Origin of the sequence: Segatella copri (genome assembly GCF_026015465.1) — a bacterium.
Classification (GTDB): Bacteria; Bacteroidota; Bacteroidia; order Bacteroidales; family Bacteroidaceae; genus Prevotella; species Prevotella copri_E.
Genome location: NZ_JAPDUQ010000001.1, coordinates 1,392,161 through 1,413,771 on the forward strand (window position 1 = coordinate 1,392,161; position 21,611 = coordinate 1,413,771).

The 21,611-nt window shown below is 45.4% G+C and carries 15 protein-coding genes; 10 read left to right on the forward strand and 5 right to left on the reverse strand.

Going from position 1 to position 21,611, the window contains the following annotated elements; all coding sequences use genetic code 11:
• Positions 1 to 30: 30 nt before the first annotated feature.
• Positions 31 to 1,929 carry an LTA synthase family protein gene (locus ONT08_RS05845; protein ID WP_264959464.1) on the reverse strand — a complete coding sequence of 633 codons (1,899 nt, stop codon included), beginning with the start codon at positions 1,927 to 1,929 and terminating at the stop codon, positions 31 to 33.
• A gap of 221 nt (positions 1,930 to 2,150) precedes the next feature.
• Entirely contained in the window at positions 2,151 to 3,437 is a 1,287-nt protein-coding gene (locus ONT08_RS05850; protein ID WP_264958933.1) for an IS1380 family transposase, read from the reverse strand.
• A gap of 292 nt (positions 3,438 to 3,729) precedes the next feature.
• On the opposite strand from ONT08_RS05850, the gene ONT08_RS05855 reads away from it, so the two are divergent.
• The 3 genes from ONT08_RS05855 (at position 3,730) to lgt (ending at position 6,566) form a co-directional block, all read left to right on the forward strand.
• Positions 3,730 to 4,437 (forward strand): hypothetical protein, encoded by a 708-nt coding sequence (locus ONT08_RS05855; RefSeq protein ID WP_264959465.1) that lies wholly within the window; start codon positions 3,730 to 3,732, stop codon positions 4,435 to 4,437.
• A 143-nt stretch (positions 4,438 to 4,580) separates the two neighbouring features.
• Positions 4,581 to 5,684, forward strand: a complete 1,104-nt coding sequence (ychF, locus tag ONT08_RS05860; protein ID WP_006848895.1) for a redox-regulated ATPase YchF — start codon at positions 4,581 to 4,583, stop codon at positions 5,682 to 5,684.
• An 18-nt stretch (positions 5,685 to 5,702) separates the two neighbouring features.
• Positions 5,703 to 6,566: a prolipoprotein diacylglyceryl transferase gene (gene lgt / locus ONT08_RS05865; protein ID WP_254974795.1), complete on the forward strand. Its 864-nt coding sequence runs from the start codon at positions 5,703 to 5,705 to the stop codon at positions 6,564 to 6,566.
• Between the two features lie 80 nt (positions 6,567 to 6,646).
• Here lgt and mutS read toward each other — a convergent pair whose 3' ends face one another.
• Positions 6,647 to 9,310, reverse strand: a complete 2,664-nt coding sequence (gene mutS / locus ONT08_RS05870) for a DNA mismatch repair protein MutS (RefSeq protein ID WP_006848893.1) — start codon at positions 9,308 to 9,310, stop codon at positions 6,647 to 6,649.
• A gap of 173 nt (positions 9,311 to 9,483) precedes the next feature.
• Here mutS and ONT08_RS05875 point away from each other — a divergent pair, with 173 nt between their 5' ends.
• The gene (locus ONT08_RS05875) at positions 9,484 to 11,346 is read left to right on the forward strand and encodes a calcineurin-like phosphoesterase C-terminal domain-containing protein (protein WP_117586113.1); all 1,863 of its coding nucleotides are present in this window, start codon (positions 9,484 to 9,486) and stop codon (positions 11,344 to 11,346) included.
• A gap of 47 nt (positions 11,347 to 11,393) precedes the next feature.
• On the opposite strand, the gene cysS is transcribed toward ONT08_RS05875, so the two are convergent.
• Positions 11,394 to 12,884 (reverse strand): cysteine--tRNA ligase, encoded by a 1,491-nt coding sequence (gene cysS / locus ONT08_RS05880; protein WP_118067360.1) that lies wholly within the window; start codon positions 12,882 to 12,884, stop codon positions 11,394 to 11,396.
• A gap of 464 nt (positions 12,885 to 13,348) precedes the next feature.
• Between cysS and ONT08_RS05885 the strand changes: the two genes are divergently transcribed.
• The 4 genes from ONT08_RS05885 to ONT08_RS05900 all read left to right on the forward strand — a co-directional run bounded on the left by ONT08_RS05885 (position 13,349) and on the right by ONT08_RS05900 (position 17,561).
• The gene (locus tag ONT08_RS05885; RefSeq protein ID WP_264959466.1) at positions 13,349 to 14,113 is read left to right on the forward strand and encodes a response regulator transcription factor; all 765 of its coding nucleotides are present in this window, start codon (positions 13,349 to 13,351) and stop codon (positions 14,111 to 14,113) included.
• A gap of 127 nt (positions 14,114 to 14,240) precedes the next feature.
• Positions 14,241 to 14,987 carry a DUF1349 domain-containing protein gene (locus ONT08_RS05890; protein WP_264959467.1) on the forward strand — a complete coding sequence of 249 codons (747 nt, stop codon included), beginning with the start codon at positions 14,241 to 14,243 and terminating at the stop codon, positions 14,985 to 14,987.
• Positions 14,988 to 15,149: 162 nt separating this feature from the next.
• Entirely contained in the window at positions 15,150 to 15,797 is a 648-nt protein-coding gene (locus tag ONT08_RS05895; protein WP_181985865.1) for a DUF1349 domain-containing protein, read from the forward strand.
• A gap of 258 nt (positions 15,798 to 16,055) precedes the next feature.
• A complete protein-coding gene (locus ONT08_RS05900) occupies positions 16,056 to 17,561 on the forward strand; it encodes an acetyl-CoA hydrolase/transferase C-terminal domain-containing protein (protein WP_117586095.1) in 1,506 nt (501 codons plus the stop codon).
• 164 nt (positions 17,562 to 17,725) lie between these two features.
• Here ONT08_RS05900 and ONT08_RS05905 read toward each other — a convergent pair whose 3' ends face one another.
• Positions 17,726 to 18,391: an RNA polymerase sigma-70 factor gene (locus ONT08_RS05905; protein WP_264959468.1), complete on the reverse strand. Its 666-nt coding sequence runs from the start codon at positions 18,389 to 18,391 to the stop codon at positions 17,726 to 17,728.
• Between the two features lie 66 nt (positions 18,392 to 18,457).
• On the opposite strand from ONT08_RS05905, the gene ONT08_RS05910 reads away from it, so the two are divergent.
• Both ONT08_RS05910 and ONT08_RS05915 read left to right on the forward strand, forming a co-directional pair.
• A complete protein-coding gene (locus ONT08_RS05910) occupies positions 18,458 to 19,654 on the forward strand; it encodes a FecR family protein (RefSeq protein ID WP_264959469.1) in 1,197 nt (398 codons plus the stop codon).
• 13 nt (positions 19,655 to 19,667) lie between these two features.
• Positions 19,668 to 21,602, forward strand: coding sequence for a protein-disulfide reductase DsbD N-terminal domain-containing protein (locus ONT08_RS05915; protein WP_264959470.1), 1,935 nt, complete (start codon positions 19,668 to 19,670; stop codon positions 21,600 to 21,602).
• Positions 21,603 to 21,611 lie beyond the last annotated feature (9 nt).

The window sequence follows — 21,611 nt, forward strand, 5'->3', positions numbered from 1 at the left end:
AGACTTATGACACACCCTCATTTCTGTTGTTTATTGCTGATGTCGCTCGATATATTCAGCAGCCTGGATATTCGAGAACACATAGTTCTTCAAATCCTGGAACTTAGATTCCTGCTTGGTTTCCTTCAGATTACCATTCGGCAACACATCATAGCAGAAACTGCGGTTCATCGACGGATTATAGACAAAGCAACGCTGATGGTCTCTTGCCACAATCTGGTTATCTGCCGAATAGAATACCATCGGGCGCTCCTGTTTCAGCAAATCCACGCCGAAGCCCTCGTACTCATAATTCAGATTCATCAGACCGAAAAGCGTAGGCATTACATCTACCTGCATACCCAAACCGGCATACTGCTGCTGCGGAACACCAGGACCGAAGATGATGAGCGGAATGTGGTTGTAAGACTGAGGCAACTCGCCCTCGCTCTTACCCACCAGTTTGCCATGATCTGCCTGAATCACGAATATCGTGTTCTTATACCAAGGCTCCCGGCTTGCCTTCTTCAGGAAGTCGCCTATCGCCCAATCGGCATACTCCACAATCTGCGTTTCCTTCTCCTTGGTCTTAGGCTTGAAGAAATCAGGGATGATATATGGCGGATGATTACTCACGGTGAGGATGGTAGCCATGAAAGGCTTGCCCGTCTTCGCCTTCTGGTTGATGGTGTTGAGGGCGTAGCCCATCTCGAAATGGTCGCTCACACCAAAGCTGTTCACCACCTCGCTCTTAGGATAGTTCTCCTGAGAGAAGATGTCATCATAGCCATTGGTCTGGAAGAAGGCCTTCATGTTGTCATACTGTGCCTCGTGGGTCATGAAGAACATGTTCTCGTAACCATACTTCTTCAACACCGTGGCGATACCCTTGCGGCGTGGAGTAACCGTTCCCTTCATCAGGTTGCGGAACATGAGGGCAGGGAAACTGTAGAGCGTAGCCGTCATGCCATGGTTGGTATGGATGCCGGCACTATAGAAGTGGGTGAACGCCAGGGAATGATGATAGAGCGAATCGAGCGTTGGGGTGAGCGGCTGCTGATTACCGAAAGTGCCCAACAGGTTTGCCGACATCGATTCCATCAGTATCACCACCACGTTAGGATGATTCTTCTTCGCAGGAGATTGCCCCATCATCATCACCAGGGAATCGTTCACCACCTCACGCTTCAGAATATTCGTGCTATCCACCTTTCCCGTGATACCCAGCCACTGGCGGGTATTCGTGATAGCCTCAACGTATGGCATGAGATGCAACTCCTTGTTCTCCTTGCGCATATCATCGAGTGCCGAAGTAAGGAGATTGAATGCCGGATTAATGCCAAGCTGGTTGAGGAAAGAATCCTCGCAATAGTAAGCCTGGCTCACCTTGATAGGGTTATAGCCCATTCTGCCACGGATGCCGAAGAGACAGGCACCTATCATCGCAGCAGAAATAAGGAAACGGCTTACCACCAGCACCAGGTGCATATTGTCCTTTGGCAACAGGAAGAGCCCCTCGAAGTAGCGGCGCAGACGGACAAGCGCATAGATAAACGCCCCCGTAAACACGAAATAGAGGGCGATATAGAGCCAGTAGGAAGACTCCTGCAAGAGCATGCCCGATGTGGTGGCTACATAGCCGAACCACCCGAAGATGCTGGAATTGATGTTCTTGAAGAAATACTGGAAATAAGGAGTATTGGCTGCCGAAGGCATGAAGGCGATGGCAAACCATGCCGCATACCAGATGTTGATGCCACGCAGCAAACGGCGATGACACCACCCCAGGCTGGCTGCTATCAGGAGCACAGCCACAGGCAATACCGAAATATAACAAGCTATGACATTGTCAAACCATACACCCTTGACAAACGCCATTACCCTACTCGCCTCTGCATCTACAATCATGCCATGCAGGGCGATGAATTCTACCAATCTGAACAGAGTCATCACCAGCAATGCCAATACATGCACCGAAAGGAGATACCCAAAAGCCTTAAAATCCTCAAATCCGCAACCTATAGGGTTTAGTGGGATTTTGCTTGTAAAACGACAAAATTCATTTTATTGTACATATTTCTTGCATAACAGAAATGTCGCAGACACAAAATCCCCTTACCCCATAAAGCGACTTGAGGTAATACGCTGGTTTAACCAGAAAAGCATGGTCTTTAACCAAAGTCTGTCTTGAACAGGTTGGCATAAGCATTGTTGTCTGAGTAAATGTTCAATACATGCCTACGTGATGTCTTAATCCATTTCGCAGGAACAGAGATGAACTTGAAAACAAAGGTCTTGATTCTGCTGGTGGCACGCAATCCAAATTCATGGGTTTTCAATCTCTGCATAATAGCTTTGTAGAAGTTTCTGATGAGAGCTGTCATAAGCAGGAATACAGTATTCTGTGCCATGAACGATTTTGGCAATCGATTCCAGCCAAAGTCATTGTTCATGTCATCGAAGATGCGTTCCTTGCCACCACGAAGATTGTAGAATTCCACGATGTCTCTTGCACTCGACTTGTAATCGTTAGTCAGTATACATCTGTAGGTATATTCGCCTTCCCAAATGTCAAGGTCTCCATCTATTCGCCTTTGTCTCTGTATGACAAGACGATACGGTTTTCCTTTCCATTTCTCAACAAGGATAGAATTCAACTCAAACTCAATACCGTTGATTTCAACAGTTTTCCATCCAGTTAAGGCAAACATGGAATCGTAGAAAGAAGAGCATCTGTTGGCACGAATATAAAAATACCTGCAATGAGCCTCTACCATATCTACGATTTCCTCCGAACATGAGCCGCAATCCATGCGGGCACGAGAAATATATATTTCCGAAGCCTCCAATCGCTTGAAGATTCTTTCCAAAGTTTCTTTTTGGTTGAAGCGCACGTTTGTGTTGCCGTCTCTATTTTCAATACCAACAATCATGTCGTTAATGACAGCTACACCTGGACTATAGCCCAAGAACTTCTTGTAGGTTGGTTTTGCATCATACTTCTCTGTTTCAATGAACTGATGGTCAAAGTCAAAATCATACTCTTGACCGGATTTCAATTGACCAGTAGCAAGCAGGGCATTGACCAGTAAGCAGTTCATCTTGTCTGCAGTATTGAAATCATAGGATTTGCCAGAAGCAGACTTATAGGTGATGCTCTTAAAGGTCAGTTCTTCGATAGCACGTAATATGGTGTCTGCGCTGCAAGTGCGAAGAGTTGGATGAAGAGATAAATGTTTCATCAGGTGAGTTGTAACATCCTCAATACATGAGCCACCACAAAGATATACGCACATCAGAGAACGTAGAATCTCGCTATATTGATAACCAAACAATGTGCATCTCAATCCCAAGGTAGAATCTATTGTTTGAGCTAAAAGAGAATCAAATTGCTCCATAATAGAAAAAATTCCTCCAAAAGGAGTGAGTTTCTCAGATTTTATTTGTACTTTTGCCATGTCATTCAGAATTTTGTTTGTTTTTATTTTGCAACACTAAGATAAGTGAAATTTCTGACATGGCAAAATCCTGAGCAACTTTTTGTTGCTCAGGTGCTTATAAAAAATATTAAATTATAGTGTTGCGGAAATTAGAAAAATATCGTTTCATTTTTATTCTACTTTAGAAATCGGGTGCAAAGTTAATAATTATATCCCAATAAAAGCAAAATTTCTAGCCTTATTCTGTCTATAAACAAATAATTATATGTAACTTTGCAGCCAAAATAACATAATAAGACTTCGATAAGACATGAACATCAAGTACAACAAAGCCCTATGGCTCATCATCATCCTGGCTATCGTGATGATGATTCCATTCCTTGGACTCACAGATTTCAATACCAAAGGAGAACCGCGCGAAGCGGTGGTTGCCTACACCATGCTGGAACATGGCAACTGGATTCTGCCTATCAACAACGGAGGTGATATCCCTTACAAACCGCCATTCTTCCACTGGTGCATCGCCTTCTTCAGCCTCTTCATCGGCCATGTGAATGAGTACACCTCACGCCTGCCGTCAGCCGTATCGCTGGTATTGATGACCATTGGCGGCTTCGCATTCTATGCCAAGCGCAAGGATACACAAACCAGCCTGATCGCAGCCATCATTCGCTCACTAGGTGACAAGGCATTGTTTAATCTCGACACGGCTCTTCTCAAACGTAAATTGGGTGCTCCTTACAGCCGACCTCTCGCCGATTTCCTTCCAACACTAAATATTAAAGCTAAAGATTTTGCTGCAGAAATGACTCCTGTCAACGTTCAGCAAAAGGATTTACATGGTCAGCAATCTATCTGTCAAGAGCATGTCGATAATAATAAGGCTGTTCGTAATATGATGCTCCAACGTGGCATTGTGCCAGAAAATCTTCCTGCAGATGAAGACGTCAAGAAAGTAGAACGCAGATTAAAATCTGACGAAAAGACATTGACCAAAAAGAATAGCAAAAAGAAATAATATCTATCATAATTCTATAACAAGAGAAGATGTAAGGATTTCACTCGTCATCTATGATTTTTAGATAATTTTCCACTATTTCTTCGTATCTTTCATTTATAATGTGTAACTTTGCAGCGGAAATTTAAACGTTTAAAGATAAAATGGCATTAAAATGTGGTATTGTAGGCCTCCCAAACGTGGGTAAGTCTACACTGTTCAACTGTCTGTCTAGTGCAAAGGCACAGGCAGCTAACTTCCCTTTCTGTACTATCGAACCAAACTTGGGCGTCATCACCGTACCAGATGAGCGACTCAACAAGTTGGCAGAGATTGTTCACCCAGGACGCATCGTCCCAGCTACTTGCGAAATCGTAGATATCGCAGGTCTTGTAAAGGGTGCCAGCAAGGGCGAAGGTCTTGGTAATAAATTCTTGGGAAATATCCGTGAGTGCGATGCTATCATCCACGTAATCCGCTGTTTCGACGATGACAACATCGTGCGCGAGGGTGGCGCTAAGGTTGATCCTTTGGAGGATAAGAGCGTCATCGATACAGAGTTGCAGCTCAAGGACCTGGAAACTATCGAATCTCAGCTCACCAAGCAGAAGAAGACTGCTGCAGCAGGCAACAAGGATGCTAAGACGATGGTTACCGTTCTGGAGGCTTACAAGGCCGAACTGGAGCAGGGAAAGAACGCTCGTGGCGTTACTTTCGAAAGCAAGGAAGAGCAAAAGGTGGCTCACGACCTCTTCCTCCTCACTACCAAGCCTGTGCTCTACGTAGCCAATGTTGACGAGGCTTCTGCCAAGACCGGCAACGAGTATAGCAAGAAGGTAGAGGAAATCGCCAAGGAAGAAGGTGCTGAGTGCATGGTCATCGCTGCCAAGACAGAGGAAGACATCGCATCGCTCGAAACCTACGAGGACAAACTGATGTTCCTCGAAGAACTCGGACTGGAAGAGAGCGGCGTAAACCGACTCATCAAGAAGGCATATGCCTTGCTGAACCTCGAAACATTCATCACCGCTGGTGAGATGGAGGTCAAGGCATGGACCTATCACAAGGGCTGGAAGGCTCCTCAGTGTGCCGGCGTAATCCACACCGACTTCGAGAAGGGATTCATCCGTGCAGAGGTTATCAAGTATGATGACTATATCAAGTATGGCTCAGAAGCTGCAGTACGCGAGGCTGGTAAGCTCGGCATCGAGGGCAAGGAGTACGTCGTACAGGATGGTGACATCATGCACTTCCGCTTCAATGTATAATCCTATTCTTCTACGGTTATGATAGCAAATCTGCTTAATTATATCGTATGGGACCCAGATCCTATTCTGGCTCATCTGGGTCCTATGACCATCCGCTACTACTCCACCTGCTGGATGATTGGTCTGCTGCTGGGCTATCTGCTCATGAGCAAGCTTTACAAGCAGCAGGGGCTTTCAGATGAGAAGTTCTCCCCACTGTTTCTCTACATCTTCTTCGGTGTACTGATAGGTGGCCGTTTGGGACATTGCATCTTCTATCAGCCGGAATATTTCCTCACCCAGTGGGATCACTTCATCGAGATGCTGATACCTGTTCACCACATGCCAGACGGCAGCTGGAAGTTTACGGGTTATGAGGGATTGGCGAGCCACGGAGGCGTATTCGGCATGTTCGTCGGCATCTGGCTCTATTGCCGCAACATGAAGGTGAGCGGCTGGGTAGTGCTCGATAATATGGGTATCTGCTCAGGCATTACAGCCACCTTTATCCGTTTGGGCAATCTGATGAATTCAGAGATTATCGGCAAGGTAACCGATGTGCCTTGGGCATTTATCTTCGTTCGCGAAGACCAGTATCCACGCCATCCGGGTCAGCTCTACGAGGCATTGGCTTATTTCTGCTTCTTCCTCTTCATCCTCTTCATCTATAAGAAGAGAGGACCTAAGAGCGTAGGCACCGGTTTCTATTTCGGTCTTTGCCTTACTCTCATCTTCACCTTCCGTTTCTTCATCGAATATACCAAGGAGATTCAGGTAGCATTCGAGGCAGGTCTGCCAATGGATATGGGACAGATATTGAGCATTCCGCTCATCATCGCCGGTGTATGGAGCATCGCTTTCAGCACAAAGAGAGCGAAAGAAAAGAACGTAGAGACAAAATAATATTAGACGACTTATTTTCAGATTATAAAAATCCCTCCTCGTGCAACAGCATCTGCTGCCACGGGGAGGGATTTATATTTTTATCTTCCCAGCAGAATCTTCTTGATGTCATTGAGCTTGTTCAATGCCTCTACCGGAGTGAGATTGTTCACATCCAGCCCGAGTATTTCATCACGTATCTGCGTCAGTACAGGATCATCGAGCTGGAAGAAACTGAGCTGTACACCATCCTTAGGTTCATCGATGTGCTGTACGTTCGGTTTACCGGCACCGCCAACCCCGGCATTGTCATCCTCCAACTGTTTGAGAATCACATTGGCACGGTTCACGATGCTGCGAGGCATACCGGCAATCTCTGCCACATGGATACCGAAAGAGTGCTCACTGCCTCCCGGCTCCAGTTTACGCAGGAAGATTACCTTTCCGTCCACCTCTCTCACACTCACATTGAAGTTCTTGATGCGAGGGAAGTTCTTTTCCATCTCGTTGAGCTCATGATAGTGGGTAGCAAAGAGCGTACGTGCCTGCGCCTTCTTATGTTCATGCAGATATTCCACGATAGCCCAGGCAATGGAAATACCATCATAGGTAGAAGTACCTCTTCCCAGCTCATCAAAGAGCACCAGCGAGCGCGGAGAAACGTTGTTCAGGATGTTTGCTGCCTCGGTCATCTCTACCATGAAGGTCGATTCACCGAGCGATATATTGTCGCTTGCACCAACACGTGTGAAGATTTTATCCACCAGTCCAACTCGGGCGCTCTCTGCGGGCACAAAACAGCCTACCTGTGCCAGCAGCACGATAAGGGCAGTCTGGCGCAGCAGAGCCGATTTACCAGCCATGTTAGGACCGGTAATCATCATGATCTGCTGTTTCTCGGTATCGAGCAGCACATCGTTAGGTACATAGCGTTCGCCCAGCGGCAGTTGGGTTTCAATCACCGGATGCCTGCCCTGCTTGATGTCGAGCACCTCAGAATCATCGACGATAGGGCGCACGTAGCGGTTCTCGTCAGATGTCTTTGCAAATGACAAAAGACAGTCCATACGGGCGATGAGGTTGGCATTGATCTGTATCTGCGGAATATACTCCTGCATGGCAGCTATCAGTTCGTTGAAGAGCTGTGCTTCCAATACTAGAATCTTCTCATCAGCACCGAGAATCTTTTCCTCATATTCCTTCAGTTCCTGGGTGATATAACGCTCTGCCTGAGCCAGCGTCTGCTTGCGTATCCACTCCTCAGGCACCTTGTCCTTAAAGGTATTTCTCACCTCCAGATAGTATCCGAAAACATTATTGTAACCAACCTTCAGACTCGAAATTCCTGTCTTTTCTATCTCCCTTTCCTGTATCTTGAGCAGATAATCCTTGCCGTGGCGGCTGATGGCACGAAGGTCGTCAAGTTCAGCATTGAATCCGTCGGCTATCACGTCACCCTTGTTGACCAGCTGTGGCGGATCGGGCTGTATTTCCCTGGCGATGCGGTCTTTCAGGGTCTCGCATACGTTCAGCTGCTCGCCTACCCGCTTCAGAGCCTCGTTCGTAGCATGCTGACATGCCACCTTGATAGGCTTGATGGCTTCGAGTGCATTCTTCAGCTGAACCACTTCGCGAGGCGAAACTCTACCCACGGCTACTTTGGAAATGATACGCTCCAGGTCGCTGATGCGATGCAGCTGGTCATCGAGAAGCTGACGGAATTCCGGTTCCTTGAAGAAATATTCCACGATGTCGAGACGCTCGTTGATTGGTTTAACGTCCTTCAACGGGAAGACCAGCCAGCGTCTGAGCATACGTCCGCCCATCGCCGTTACCGTACGGTCGATGACATTCAGGAGAGAAGAACCATCTTCCTGCATAGGGGCAACCAGCTCCAGACTGCGGATGGTAAACCTATCCATACGCACGAACTTATCTTCTTCGATACGTGAAAGGGCGGTGATATGATTAATCTGTGTATGCTGGGTAATCTCGAGATACTGCATGATGGCACCACTGGCTATCACGCCGTTCTTGAGATGCTCTACGCCGAAACCTTTCAGAGATTTTGTCTTGAAATGTCCCAGGAGTTTCTGCAGGGCTGTCTGTTCGGTGAAAACCCAGTCATCCAGTTCGAAGGTACAGTATTTGCTGCCGAAATATTTCTCGAAGTCATTCTTTCGGGCGCGGTCGTAGAGCACCTCTTTCGGCATGAAGTTGCCCATCAGTTTTTCTACATAGTCGTAGGTTCCCTCGCCGGTAAGAAACTCTCCGGTCGAGATATCCAGAAAGCTCACACCGCAGGCGGTCTTGCCGAAGTGTACGGCTGCCAGGAAGTTATTCTCCTTGTAGTTCAGGACGTTATCTCCCATCGCCACACCCGGTGTAACGAGTTCGGTAATACCTCGCTTCACCATCTTGTCCATCTGGCTCAATCCCTTCTTACCTTTTATTTCGAGTCGTTTCTTCTTCGGGTCTTCCAGCTGGTCGCATACCGCTACGCGCTTACCCGCCCTGATGAGTTTAGGCAGATAGGTATCCAGAGCATGATGAGGGAATCCTGCCATCTCGGTCGTGCCCGTAGAACCGCCATTGTTGCGTCGTGTCAGCGTAATGCCGAGTATACGGGATGCCTCCACCGCATCTTCGCAGTAAGTTTCGTAGAAGTCACCGCAACGGAAGAGCAGCAGCGCTTCGGGATGTTTCGATTTCATCTCGAAAAACTGTCTCATCATCGGTGTAAGACCTTTATTATCGTTTGCCATTATCTTAGTTTTTATTTCTTATTCTCTTCATTTCCGGTTGAAATCGGTTTAACCGGCGAATCCTTTATAATAGAAATGCAAAAATAAGAAAAAACGGGCAGATAGCAAAGGATTTAATCTATTTTTAATGTTTTTTCTTTGTATCACCATGATAAAAGCGTACCTTTGTGGGCATGAAAAAGAAACAATTATACATAGGGGGCCTGTCGGTTGCTTGCTGCGCGCTCGTAGCAATAGGCATCACCTTGCACCTGCTCTACCCCAAGAAACAGATACAGAACCTGGTGAAAACTCCACCGGTTCTCCGGCTCAAACCACAGCCTGCTGATACACTGAAGAAGAAACCTGTGAAGAAGATGGATTTCAATATCTCCGGAACTTTAAGAGATAAGGAAGGAAAGGGAGTGGCTGGCGTCATCGTGAGCGATGGATTCAACTGTGTGAAAACCGATGCACAGGGCAGATATAAGATGAAGCGAGACAGCCTGGCAAAATTCATATACTATTCTGTTCCAGCCGATTGCGAGGTTCCTACCCATTCTAAGACCGATCGCACGGCTTTTTTCTATCAAAAGGTATCCAAGGGGAAGAAAATCTATAACTTCACCCTCACCCGACTGCCGGGCGGCAAGGAGATTCACTATAAGATGATTGTCATCGGCGACCCGCAGGTTACCAATGCCTACAGCCCTTACTATACTTCTCCGGATGATAATCCCATCAAGAAGAGTGATGTAGAAAGATTCACTACCCAGACGATGGCGGACATCAGGCAGACCATCAGTTCGCTGCCTGCCGGAACACCGGTCTACGGGCTCAGCATGGGCGATGATGTCCAGTATTATGGCGGTTACAACGCCAAACTGGAGCGTCAGATACGCCAGGCATTGGGCTCTTCAGAGATGCGTCTCTTCTCCGTCATCGGCAATCACGACCAGGATGGTAAGGCGCTCTACCGCAGGAAATGGGAGGAAAATTTCGGTCCTACCGATTTTTCCTTCAATCGTGGCGATGTGCATTATGTCTGCATCAACAACTGCTTCTTCCACCGCGGCATGTCCTATTATTCGCCGGGCGAACTGCGTGAACGGCAGGTGCGCTGGCTGAAGCAGGATCTCGCCCTCACGCCAAAGGATATGAAGGTGGTACTCTGTTATCATATTCCTTTTACCTTTGGTAATGCGCCTTTCAGCAAGGCGAAGCCGCTGACCAATGCCCATGAGGAAGGACACTATTCTTCTTCTCGTCTCTCGCTCCTGCTTTCTTTGCTAAAACAGTTTAAGGGCGGTTACGAACTCTTCTGCGGACATACTCATTTTGCCTGCAACCACGAAATCAACTATGAGGGAGAGGATGTGATGGAGCATTGTCATGCTGCCGCCTGTGGCAATATATGGCAGTCGAATATCAACATCTGCGGAACTCCAAATGGATATTATGTATACAGTTTTGTGGGTACCAGCATCAGCAACTGCTATTACAAGGGAACTTTCTGGGATAAGAGCAAGCAGATGACCTTGTTCCGTGCGCAGACCGATTTCAACGGCGAGAAATACTCTAGGGATTGGCAGTTGGCAAACAACAGGAATATCCTGATAGCCAATGTCTTCAATGCTACCAGTCATTGGCGTGTTGTAGCCGTAGAGGATGGCAAAGAATATCTGATGGGGCGCCTCTGCGGAAAGGGGCAGGATGCCTTTGCCGCTGGCTATCATCATAAGTATAGCGAGAGTGTATCCTATCGCTTCGTGAGCAAGGGGAATGGTTATCTCATCATGAACCACCTATATTATTATACTCCTAGGAATCCGAATGCCAGAATCATCATCAAAGCATCCGATCCATACGGAAATACCTATACGGCATCGAGCGACGAGGCGATAACAGAGCCTTTCGCCAACTTTGCCCATTATTACGAAAAAGAGTATAAGGAATATAAGAATAAGAAAGATAAGATGTTGCGGGATTCTATATCTGGCAGACAGAAAGATTCACTTGCTGCAAGGAAGAAAGATTCTGCAGCAGTACAAAAATAAAAAGAGAGGGTGCGTCATAAGTTGATGATGCACCCTCTTTTTAAATATTATTTGTTCAATTTCCAGGTAACACCATCCTTGGTGTCCTTTACCTCGAAACCGGCTTCAGCCAGGGCATCGCGAATCTGGTCGCTGGTAACCCAATCCTTATCAGCCTTAGCCTTGGCACGCAGGTTGAGAACCATATCCACTACCTTGCCATAAGCCTCTTCACGAGCATCATTGTTGGCTCCCTTCTCACTCTTCAGACCGAGCAGGTCGAAGGTGAAGAGATGCATGGTGTCTGAAAGCTCCTTCAGGTCTTCAGCAGAGATGTTTGCCTTGTGGTCGAGGGCTGTGTTGATTACGTGGCAAGCCTCGAAGAGATAGCTGATAACGAGCTGAGTCTGGAAGTCATCGTTCATCGCATCGTAGCAGCGCTGGCGCAACTCGCTTACAAACTTCTTCACCTGCTCATCGCTCTGCTTAGCCACAGGCACACGCTCCAGGTCGTTCAAACCATTCATCAGGCGCTCCAATCCCTTCTGGCTGGCCTTCAAGGCATCATTAGAGAAATCTACGGTGCTGCGGTAGTGAGCAGAGAGGATGAAGAAACGGATGGTCATTGGCGAATAAGCCTGCTCCAGACTGTCGTGATTGCCAGTGAAGAACTGCTCCAGAGTGATGAAGTTGCCAAGACTCTTACCCATCTTCTGACCGTTGATGGTAATCATATTGTTGTGCATCCAGTAATGAACCATCTGGTCGCCCTGAGAAGCCACAGCCTGTGCAATCTCGCACTCGTGGTGAGGGAATATCAAATCCATGCCGCCACCGTGAATATCGAAGTGGCTGCCCAAGTACTTGCGTCCCATCGCAGTACACTCGCAGTGCCAGCCAGGGAAACCATCACTCCAAGGACTAGGCCAGCGCATGATATGCTCAGGTGAAGCCTTCTTCCAGAGGGCGAAGTCAGCCTGGTTCTTCTTCTCGCCGATACCAGCCAGCTCGCGGCTCTCGTTGATAACGTTCTCCAGGTTACGTCCGGAGAGGATACCGTACTTATGATCCTTGTTATACTTCTCGATGTCGAAGTAGATAGAGCCGTTACTCTCGTAGGCATAGCCATTGTCCAGGATTTCCTGAACCAGTTTCTCCTGTTCGATGATATGGCCTGTGGCATGAGGCTCAATGCTAGGAGGGAGCACGTTCAGCGCCTCCATGGCATCGTGGTAGCGGTTGGTGTAGTACTGCGCAATTTCCATTGGCTCCAACTGCTCCAGGCGAGCCTTCTTTTCAATCTTGTCATCGCCCTCATCTGCATCGTGCTCCAGGTGGCCCACGTCGGTAATGTTTCTAACGTAGCGAACCTTATAGCCCAGGTGCTTGAGATAGCGGAAGAGTATATCGAATGTGATGGCTGGTCGTGCATGACCGAGATGCGGATCGCCATACACGGTAGGGCCACAAACATACATGCCCACGTTAGGAGCGTGAAGCGGAGTGAATCTCTCTTTCGTACGAGTGAGAGTGTTGTAAATCAGTAATTTCTGTTCCATCTTGTATGAACCTTTCTTTTATATTATTTATATTTTGAGTGCAAAGTTAACTCATTTTTCTGATATATCCGACAAATCATTCGCAAAATGTTATTAAATTCCTCGAAAATATCAATGGAACTGATTTTCCATGGTAAATTCTCTCTGTATGATGCTGCTATATTTGGCTGCAAATATATAAAAAATACCACTTGGAGCCAAACGAATAGGTGGCAAAGTGGCTCTAAGTGGTAATTTTAACATACTTAGAGCCAAAAAGGTATTATATAAACTTATATAAAGCTTGTCATAAGTTGTTCAAGTGGGTTAAGCAACATTTTATGATAACCAACTCTATTTCGACTTCATGTTCAATTAATATATTTTAAGAGAAGCTTGTGATCTAAATCAATTATTATTAGTAATTTTGCAACAAAATTTAAATGGCACTACTCCGTAATGGTGCGAATAGATATCAATTCAGAATGAAGCAAGAAAATGAACTAAAATCGCTTTTGACAGATCAAGAGTTTGAAGCCTCGGATAACAGGGAACTATTACTCGCTCAAGCAAAAGCGTGTGCAAATGGTTATGCATTAGCAACAGAAGGCATAGCAGTTGTATCAGATTTTCAAAATAAAGAATGCCATATTTATTCTGGAAGATTCGGTCAAACTATAATGAATCTTCCAGAATATATGGTAGATCGTAATTCTGCCTTTGAGGACATCGTATTCTGTCATATAAAAGAAGACGAACTTATTGAACGTCATGTACTGGAACTTCGTTTCTTCAACTTTATAAAAGAACGTTCAATAAAAGAAAAGACAAATTTTTCAGCTTCATGTATCCTTAATTTTTACCAGGCCGGAGACAATGAAAAAGTCAAGATACTCCATACAACGAGATATTTCAGCTGTAGTGCCAACGGTAGTGTTTTACTCGGTCTATGCACTTACATCCCGTACCCTATTTCCCATAACCGACAAGATGGAATAATTGTTAATCTATTGACCGGGGAAACGGTTGGACGAGACATATACGAAGCGAGTGACCGTAAAATTCTTAGCCGCCGACAACTTGAAATACTGTCATTGATAGCTAAAGGAGTACCAAGCAAACAAATTGCTGACAAGTTAAACATATCCATTTATACGGTTAATCGCCATCGTCAGGATATTTTAGCATCGTTAAAAGTTGCCAATACCGCAGCCGCAGTAGAAATTGCATTAAGAATGAACCTTATTTAATGTGCATGCCTGATTCGAAAATTGGTTAGAAATCAGTATTGCACATATCGTAAATTTTCTCTAATTTTGCAACCGCAAATAAATCATAAGGAAGTTGCAATTTAATAAACATCAAATCAATGTTACAATGAGAAAATTAGTATTTATCGCAATCATAGCAAGTCTTGCTATGACTGGATGCACCCAGAAAGAGTCAGAGAAAAAAGAAGGAAGTTCTGACAAGAAAGTCTTAACGGAAAACGTTAAACTCGCTACATGCAATATCAATGTAGGAGGAATCCGTTTTACAAAGTCTAAAAACGGCGGAGAGAATGGTATCACACTTCTTGGCGACACTCTCAAGTTTGTGGCCGGTCCCCAAACTGATTATTTCTGCTCTCCGGATGGAAGCGTTGTCAATAGCTCTGCAGTCATTTTTACAGAAGTTGACAACACTAAGCCTTTCACTTTTACGGCTAAAGTACAGCCGAACTTCACCAAAACTGGAACATATTCGGCAGGTGTGTTATACGCATACGAGAATGACACTCATTGTCAAAAACTGTGTTTCGAACAGGATGAATATGGTGTTCACCGTGTGGTGTCAGTTCGCACAATAGGCACTTCTGATGACAATAATCATCAGGCGATTATCGGTCGGTATGTTTATATGAGATTATCATCCGATGGCACTACTCTAGGCAGTTATTTTTCAGAAGATGGGAATATATGGCACATGGCTCGTCTCTACAAGAATGATTTTCCGAAAAAACTGCTTCTTGGCCTAAGTTCCCAAAGTCCTAAAGACGATGCACACACCTGCTATTTTACGGAAGTGTCGCTTAAGCAAGAGGCTGTTGCCAATTTTCGCATAGGTAAGCTCGACGGGGAATAAACACCATACCTCAGCACTATTATCAGATTTTAACAAACATATTAAACATTTCGACAAATGAAGAGAAATCAATTTTTCATAGCATTGTCGCTGCTTGCATGCACTCTGCTGTCATGTCAAAATGAGAAAAAACAACAATCATCAATAGCAAATAAATCGAATATGGAAAAAAATGACACAATCTTAAAGCCATTTGTGGCTGAAAACTTGTTTTGGATTCGTGAGCCCAAACAATACACTATCACGGACTCTTTGATTACAATCGTTTCAGAACCTCACACAGACTTGTGGCAGCGCACCTATTATGGGTTCAGCAACGACAATGCTCCGGTGCTGCAAATGAAAACCTCCAACAAGTTCTTTTCTTTTACTGTAAAGACATCGTTCAACAGTTCGGCCCTGTTCGACCAGTGCGGTATCGCAATCTATCTTGACAGTGACAATTGGATGAAGGCGTCAATCGAATACGAGAACGAGGAATACCAGAGATTGGGCAGTGTGGTGACAAACAACGGATATTCCGATTGGGCTACGCATGATATTCCATCTTCCATAAAGGAAATGTGGTATCGCCTTAGCCGTCGGGGAAGCGACTATTATATAGAGACAAGTCCTGACGGTATTGTTTTTCACCAGATGCGTACATTCCATTTGGATAAGGGTGATGGGGAAATCTCGTTCGGAATATATGCGGCAAGCCCGGTTGACCATTCATTCACCGCACAGTTCTCTGAAATGGAAGTAGGCGAGTGTAAATGGCAACCATGGTCAGCGGAAGATACAGGATTCAAACAGACTGCAAACAAGTAAACTGTAATCCAAAGAAAAATTAAGGCCATACACGCTTATAGGGCAATGTCATCCAAACTTTCGGCTATCTTATTGCATAAAGTAAGCAGTTTTTGTATATCTATTCACTATTTGTAAGTTTTTTGCCTAATATATGCATAAAATTATCAAATTATTAGCGTATATCGAAAATAATGTGTAACTTTGCAGCCGCAAACAGTTATCAATTATCAAGAAGGCGGCTATAAGTTCCGCTAATGAGTATTAAGTTAGAAGAAAATGGCATATACAAGATTGAGTGCTGCCGAAGCGGCAGCGATGATTAACGATCAAGATACAATCGGATTGAGTGGTTTTACACCAAACGGCGTGCCTAAGGCAACCTTCCGCGAACTCTCCAAGAGAGCCGTGGCTGAGCACGAGGCGGGCAGACCTTTCCAGGTGGGCATCCTCACGGGTGCTTCTACCTCGCAGAGTATCGAAGGTGACATGGCAGCAGCCCATGCCATCAAGTTCCGTGCGCCATTTTCTACCAACAAGGACTTTAGAACTCATACCAACCTGGGCGAGATTGATTATGAGGATATGCACCTCGGCCACATGGCTGAGCGCCTGCGCCGTGGTTTCTATGGCGAAATAGACCTTGCCATCATCGAAGTTTCTGATTTGGAAGAAGGCGAAACCACCTGCAAGGCATTCCTTACCTCTGCCGGCGGCATCGTTCCTACCATCGTCCGCCTTGCCAAGAAGGTGCTCATCGAGAAGAATACCTTCCACAGCCCTGCTTCCCGCTATCTTCACGATGTATATGAGATAGCAGAATGCCCATTCCGCACACCTATCCCAATCTTGAATGTGGGCGATAGAATAGGTAAAGAGTATGTGGAGATTGATGCACATAAGATTGTGGGTGTGGTGGAATGCAACATTCCGGAGGAGGCGCGTGCCTTCAAACCGCTCGACCCTGTGACGGAACAGATGGGCCACAACGTTGCCGATTTCCTGGTCAGCGACCTGAAGAAGGGACATATTCCTCCTCAGTTCCTGCCTTTGCAGAGCGGAGTGGGAGTAACTTCCAATGCCGTTCTTGAGGCACTGGGACAGAACCCTAACGTGCCGGTATTCAGCGTTTATACCGAGGTGGTTCAGGATGCCGTGGTAAAATACATGCGCGAGGGAAGAATCAAGGATGCTTCCTGCTCTTCGCTCACCGTAACAAACGATACATTGAAAGAGGTGTATGATGATATTGATTACTTCAAGAAGCATCTCACCATCCGCCAGAGCGAGATTTCAAACTCTCCTGAGGTCATCCGCCGTCTGGGTGTCATCGCCATGAACACCGCCATTGAGTGCGATATCTACGGCAACGAGAACTCCAGCCACATCTGCGGCAGCAAGCTGATGAATGGTATCGGCGGTTCCTGCGATTACGAGCGCAATGGTTTCATCTCTATCTTCACCACACAGAGTACCACCAAGAACGGTTGCATCTCTGCCATTGTTCCGATGTGCAGTCACGTGGACAGCACCGAGCACGATGTGGATGTGATCGTTACCGAACAGGGAGTAGCCGATCTCCGTGGCAAAGGCCCATTGCGCCGTGCCAAAGAGATTATCGAAAACTGTGCCCATCCAGATTACCGCCCTATGCTTCGTGAGTATCTGAAGTTTGCCGAGAAGGGCCACGAGCCACAGAGCATGCGTGCTGCCCTCGCCATGCACGATACCTTCCTGAAGAAGGGAGATATGAGATTGACTGATTTCGGAGAATATCTGAAATAAGAGAAGGCCGAAAGATTGTGAAAACCGAGAAGACAAATCTTTCATAGATGACTCAGAAAAATATTGAATTATATGATAAGCATATAGAAAACACTTTAATTCTATATGAATAAACTATACTCCCAGAAGAAAGTTCCGCATAAAGACGCTGAACGGAGAAGTAATTAGGCATCAAAACTTTTTCTTATCAGAACAAGAATAATTTCAATTAACATAGGAGAAAGTTTATCCCTTAATCGAGCTATCGCACGACGCTTCTGTACCTTCACCGTCTCAGCGGAGATGTCCAGTTGCTCTGCAATCTCCCTGTTTTTCTTCCCCTCCATGCAAAGAAGAAAGACTTCCTTTTGGCGAGGAGGCAACTCATCTATCGCAGCAAAGAGTTGACGATAGATTTCTTCCTTATTAAAAATATCCAAGGTATCATCCACCAGCATAAACTCCTGCAGATTATCAACTATACTCTGCCGATAGTTGTTGTGTACCGCTTGATGACGCAGGTAATTGAGAGCAGAGTTATGCACCGTATTATATAAATAGGCGGAAAACTTGGAAATACTGTTGAAAAAAGGGCGACGTTCCCATAGAACAGAGAAAAGATCCTGCACGATATCTTCTGCAATGGTCATTTCCACAAACTGACAACCATAACTCACCAAGGCACGATAATATTTATCGTACAACAACTCGATGGCCTGATTATCCCATTGGCAAATTATTGCAATTTCAATATCACTTTTCTCACTCATGAGTGCAAAGATACGCATTTTTATGCAGTAAAATTTAAAAATGCAACTTTTTTTCACTTTTTTCTTGATTTTTGTAACCACAAACGCACCCAAGTGTGTTATAATAGTAAATAAGAGAATAATTCTATCACAAAAGTATTAGAAAATATGAATAAGAATATTGATATCAATACACTCGTCAGTAAATTACTGACTGGCGAAATCTCAGAGGAAGAAGGCAAGGAGCTCTTATCAAGAGTAGAGCAAGATGCGTCGCTAAAAGACAAAATAGAGCATCTCATGAATGAAGATGATTTTCTCCAACGCTACCATCTCTACAAGAGCATTGATGCCGAGAAAGCAAAAGCTACATTCAAAGCATCTCTCCAACATGCAGAGGAACAGGAAGATAGAAATGATGACAAAGCTGCTACCATCATCTGGTTGCGACGCATAGCCGCTGCAGCAGCTATCGCCCTCATATTAATGGGTACATGGATGTATTTCGGACATCAAGGTTCCACCCCACCAGCCGTCATCACCGCAGAACTGCATCAAGCCATAGAACGGGTTCAGCTGAATGACATGAATGGAGCTACACTTACCATCAACGGCAAAACCATCAAGGTGAAAGATGCACAGAGTGCATTGGCACAAGCAGAAAAAGTAGCTGACAGTAAGGATGGAAGCAGTTTCTTTGGAAGCGACGAAATAACAGAAAGCTCCCTGATAACAAAGAAAGACAAGGAATTCTGGATGGTACTGGACGACGGAACCTACGTGCATCTCAACTACAATACCACCCTCATCTATCCTAATTACTTCGTAGGCAGCGAGCGTAAGGTAAAGCTCAAGGGAGAAGCCTATTTCATCGTGGCCAACGACTCGAAGAAACGACCTTTCATAGTAGAGACTGCCAACGGAGATGTACACGACTATGGTACCGAGTTTAATGTCAACACGATGAAGGAAAAAGGTGTAACCAGCGTTGTTCTGGTGAAAGGTAAAGTTGGTGTGAGCAGCAAGTACGGTAAAGAATACCTGTTGAAACCAGGCGATATGGCAACCCTGAAAGCAGGCAGAACACCAGACATCCAGCAAGTGGATGTTAATCTTTACACCTCTTGGAACACGGGCAACTTCTTGTTCGACGGCTGCACGCTGCAAGATCTGATGGAAGTTATCTCCCATTGGTACAACATGAAGGTGGAGTTCTCATCCGAAGACATGAAAGAACTGCGATTCACAGGAAGCATTGACAAATACGAACCGATGGGACAGACTCTCAATGCTATAGAGAATATCACAAGATTGAAGATAACTGCCAAGGAAGGCATCATCAACATCAGAGAATATAAACATTAATATTATATACAACATGAAAAGATTTTTATCAATGATGGCAATAGCCTTGTTAGCGTGCATCGCAACAATGGCTACCACAGCCAAAAAGACGAATCTGAAAATACTCTATGTAGGAGGTCATTCCGACATAGAGACTTTAGGAGTAGCAGACTATGACAAGGAAGCTCATGCCAAGAGTATTGAGACAAGAACTGCCGCCTGGAAAGTCTTTCTTGAAACATATTTCACTACAGTGAAAACGGTACAAGGAAAAGACTACAACTACAGGATGTCATACGACTATGATGTAACCATCATTGATGGCGACCCAACTCCTATTGAGCCACGTCGCACAATCATTGAAAATGACAGATTCAGCAAGCTGATACCAGCCAAGTATTTCCCAGAGAACTTTGACCGCCCTGTCATCACCATCGCAGACGAAAGCGAGACAACAGGTCGCTATATCGGTGTGAAAAACGACTGGTATTGTCTCTGCCTTCTTGGTCATGCTTACAACATGAATACCAAGAGTGCCATCTTCAAAGGTCCTTATAAGGTGAAGATAACCACCACAAAACGCCCAACTCCTGCAGGCGCAAAGGAATATGCAGAAATATGCCAGGAGAAGCTTCCAGATATGATTCCGATGTGGAAAGTACAGAATAAAGACTATAGCAACACCAAGGGTTATAAGGCAGGTTTGGTTACTCGCCAGTGGGGCTATCTGGATTCTCCTGATACAGAAATCATGTCGGGTGGCGAAAGTGCCAAGAGCTATGGAGCCATCGCCATCGGTCGCCATGCCAACTTCTTGCATTGGGGTTTCTCTGCGTCTCCTGCAGATATGACAGAAGAAGCTAAGCCGGTTTTCCTCAATGCAGTTATTTATATCAACAAGTTTAAAGGTCATCATATCATTGCCCGCAAACTCAATGAGGGAATTTCTACCCGCACTACAATTGATGAGCACAAATATACCGTAAGCAAAGAAAACTACGAAGCTTACAAAAACTCGATTGAAGATTTCAACAATCAGATTAAGCATCTGGCGGATTCACTTCAAAAGGTGGTTGCTGCTGGCGGCAAGATGAGCGAAACAGACAAGATGTATATGAAAATGGCAGAAAATCCTCAACCCATTTCATCCTATATTGACTATGTAAAGGAAAGGGCAGGAGAACTGTATGAAATGTTTGGCACCGATGTTGACAAATATTCAAGCTATTATACCGAAAATCGCCCATATTTCTATTGCAAGCTCAATGAATATGGAGAAATTCTTGACGAAGATGCCAAGAGCATCGGCATCGCCAATAACGACAAGCGTATCCTTGACAAAGCTATCTCCATGTGGGAAAAAGGCAAAGACATAGAGAAGGCAAAGCGCATCCTCTATCGCTATACGTTGCTCCGTTACGACAATGCCAAGCAATGGCGAGAGTGGTATAATAAATATCAGAGCAAACTCTTCTTTACTGAGAGCGGAGGCTGGCTGTGGCTGGTCAATGATCTCGATCCGAAGACTCCAGGCAATGACTACAGCGTTCTCAAATTCTATGAATTCAATGAAAGCAACATCGCTCCTATCCAAGAGAAAGCAACCAAAGAAGAGCCTGTTGCCCTATCATCCGCTGTCAGCACTGTGGGCAAAGACAAGGAACTCATCATCCGCATGAAGATATATCCAGGCTATCACATCTATGCAAAGGTAAGCGATCAGGACCCTTATATCCAAACGACTTATGACCTCAAGGCAGAAGGCGATGTCAAACTGGTAGGCGAACTTCAGAAACCTGTTGGCAGACCTATGGCAGGCTCTAAATCTATCATCCTTGAAGGTGAGCAGATTTTCCGTCAGAAGATAGAAGGCAAATCGGGTAAGATTACCTTTATAGTCAACTATCAGGCTTGCGATAGCCATGCTTGTCTGATGCCAAAGAGCAAGACTATCACGATAGAATTATAAAAATATTGG

What these genes read in the sequence shown, in the direction of transcription:
- ONT08_RS05895 (WP_181985865.1), top strand. Translation starts at nt 15,150, where the DNA reads ATGGAAAAAAATGACACAATCTTAAAGCCATTTGTGGCTGAAAACTTG.
- ONT08_RS05890 (WP_264959467.1), top strand. Translation starts at nt 14,241, where the DNA reads ATGAGAAAATTAGTATTTATCGCAATCATAGCAAGTCTTGCTATGACT.
- ONT08_RS05875 (WP_117586113.1), top strand. Translation starts at nt 9,484, where the DNA reads ATGAAAAAGAAACAATTATACATAGGGGGCCTGTCGGTTGCTTGCTGC.
- lgt (WP_254974795.1), top strand. Translation starts at nt 5,703, where the DNA reads ATGATAGCAAATCTGCTTAATTATATCGTATGGGACCCAGATCCTATT.
- ONT08_RS05850 (WP_264958933.1), bottom strand. Translation starts at nt 3,437, where the DNA reads ATGGCAAAAGTACAAATAAAATCTGAGAAACTCACTCCTTTTGGAGGA.
- ONT08_RS05885 (WP_264959466.1), top strand. Translation starts at nt 13,349, where the DNA reads ATGAAGCAAGAAAATGAACTAAAATCGCTTTTGACAGATCAAGAGTTT.
- ONT08_RS05915 (WP_264959470.1), top strand. Translation starts at nt 19,668, where the DNA reads ATGAAAAGATTTTTATCAATGATGGCAATAGCCTTGTTAGCGTGCATC.
- ONT08_RS05910 (WP_264959469.1), top strand. Translation starts at nt 18,458, where the DNA reads ATGAATAAGAATATTGATATCAATACACTCGTCAGTAAATTACTGACT.
- ONT08_RS05845 (WP_264959464.1), bottom strand. Translation starts at nt 1,929, where the DNA reads ATGACTCTGTTCAGATTGGTAGAATTCATCGCCCTGCATGGCATGATT.
- ONT08_RS05855 (WP_264959465.1), top strand. Translation starts at nt 3,730, where the DNA reads ATGAACATCAAGTACAACAAAGCCCTATGGCTCATCATCATCCTGGCT.
- ONT08_RS05900 (WP_117586095.1), top strand. Translation starts at nt 16,056, where the DNA reads ATGGCATATACAAGATTGAGTGCTGCCGAAGCGGCAGCGATGATTAAC.
- mutS (WP_006848893.1), bottom strand. Translation starts at nt 9,310, where the DNA reads ATGGCAAACGATAATAAAGGTCTTACACCGATGATGAGACAGTTTTTC.
- ychF (WP_006848895.1), top strand. Translation starts at nt 4,581, where the DNA reads ATGGCATTAAAATGTGGTATTGTAGGCCTCCCAAACGTGGGTAAGTCT.
- cysS (WP_118067360.1), bottom strand. Translation starts at nt 12,884, where the DNA reads ATGGAACAGAAATTACTGATTTACAACACTCTCACTCGTACGAAAGAG.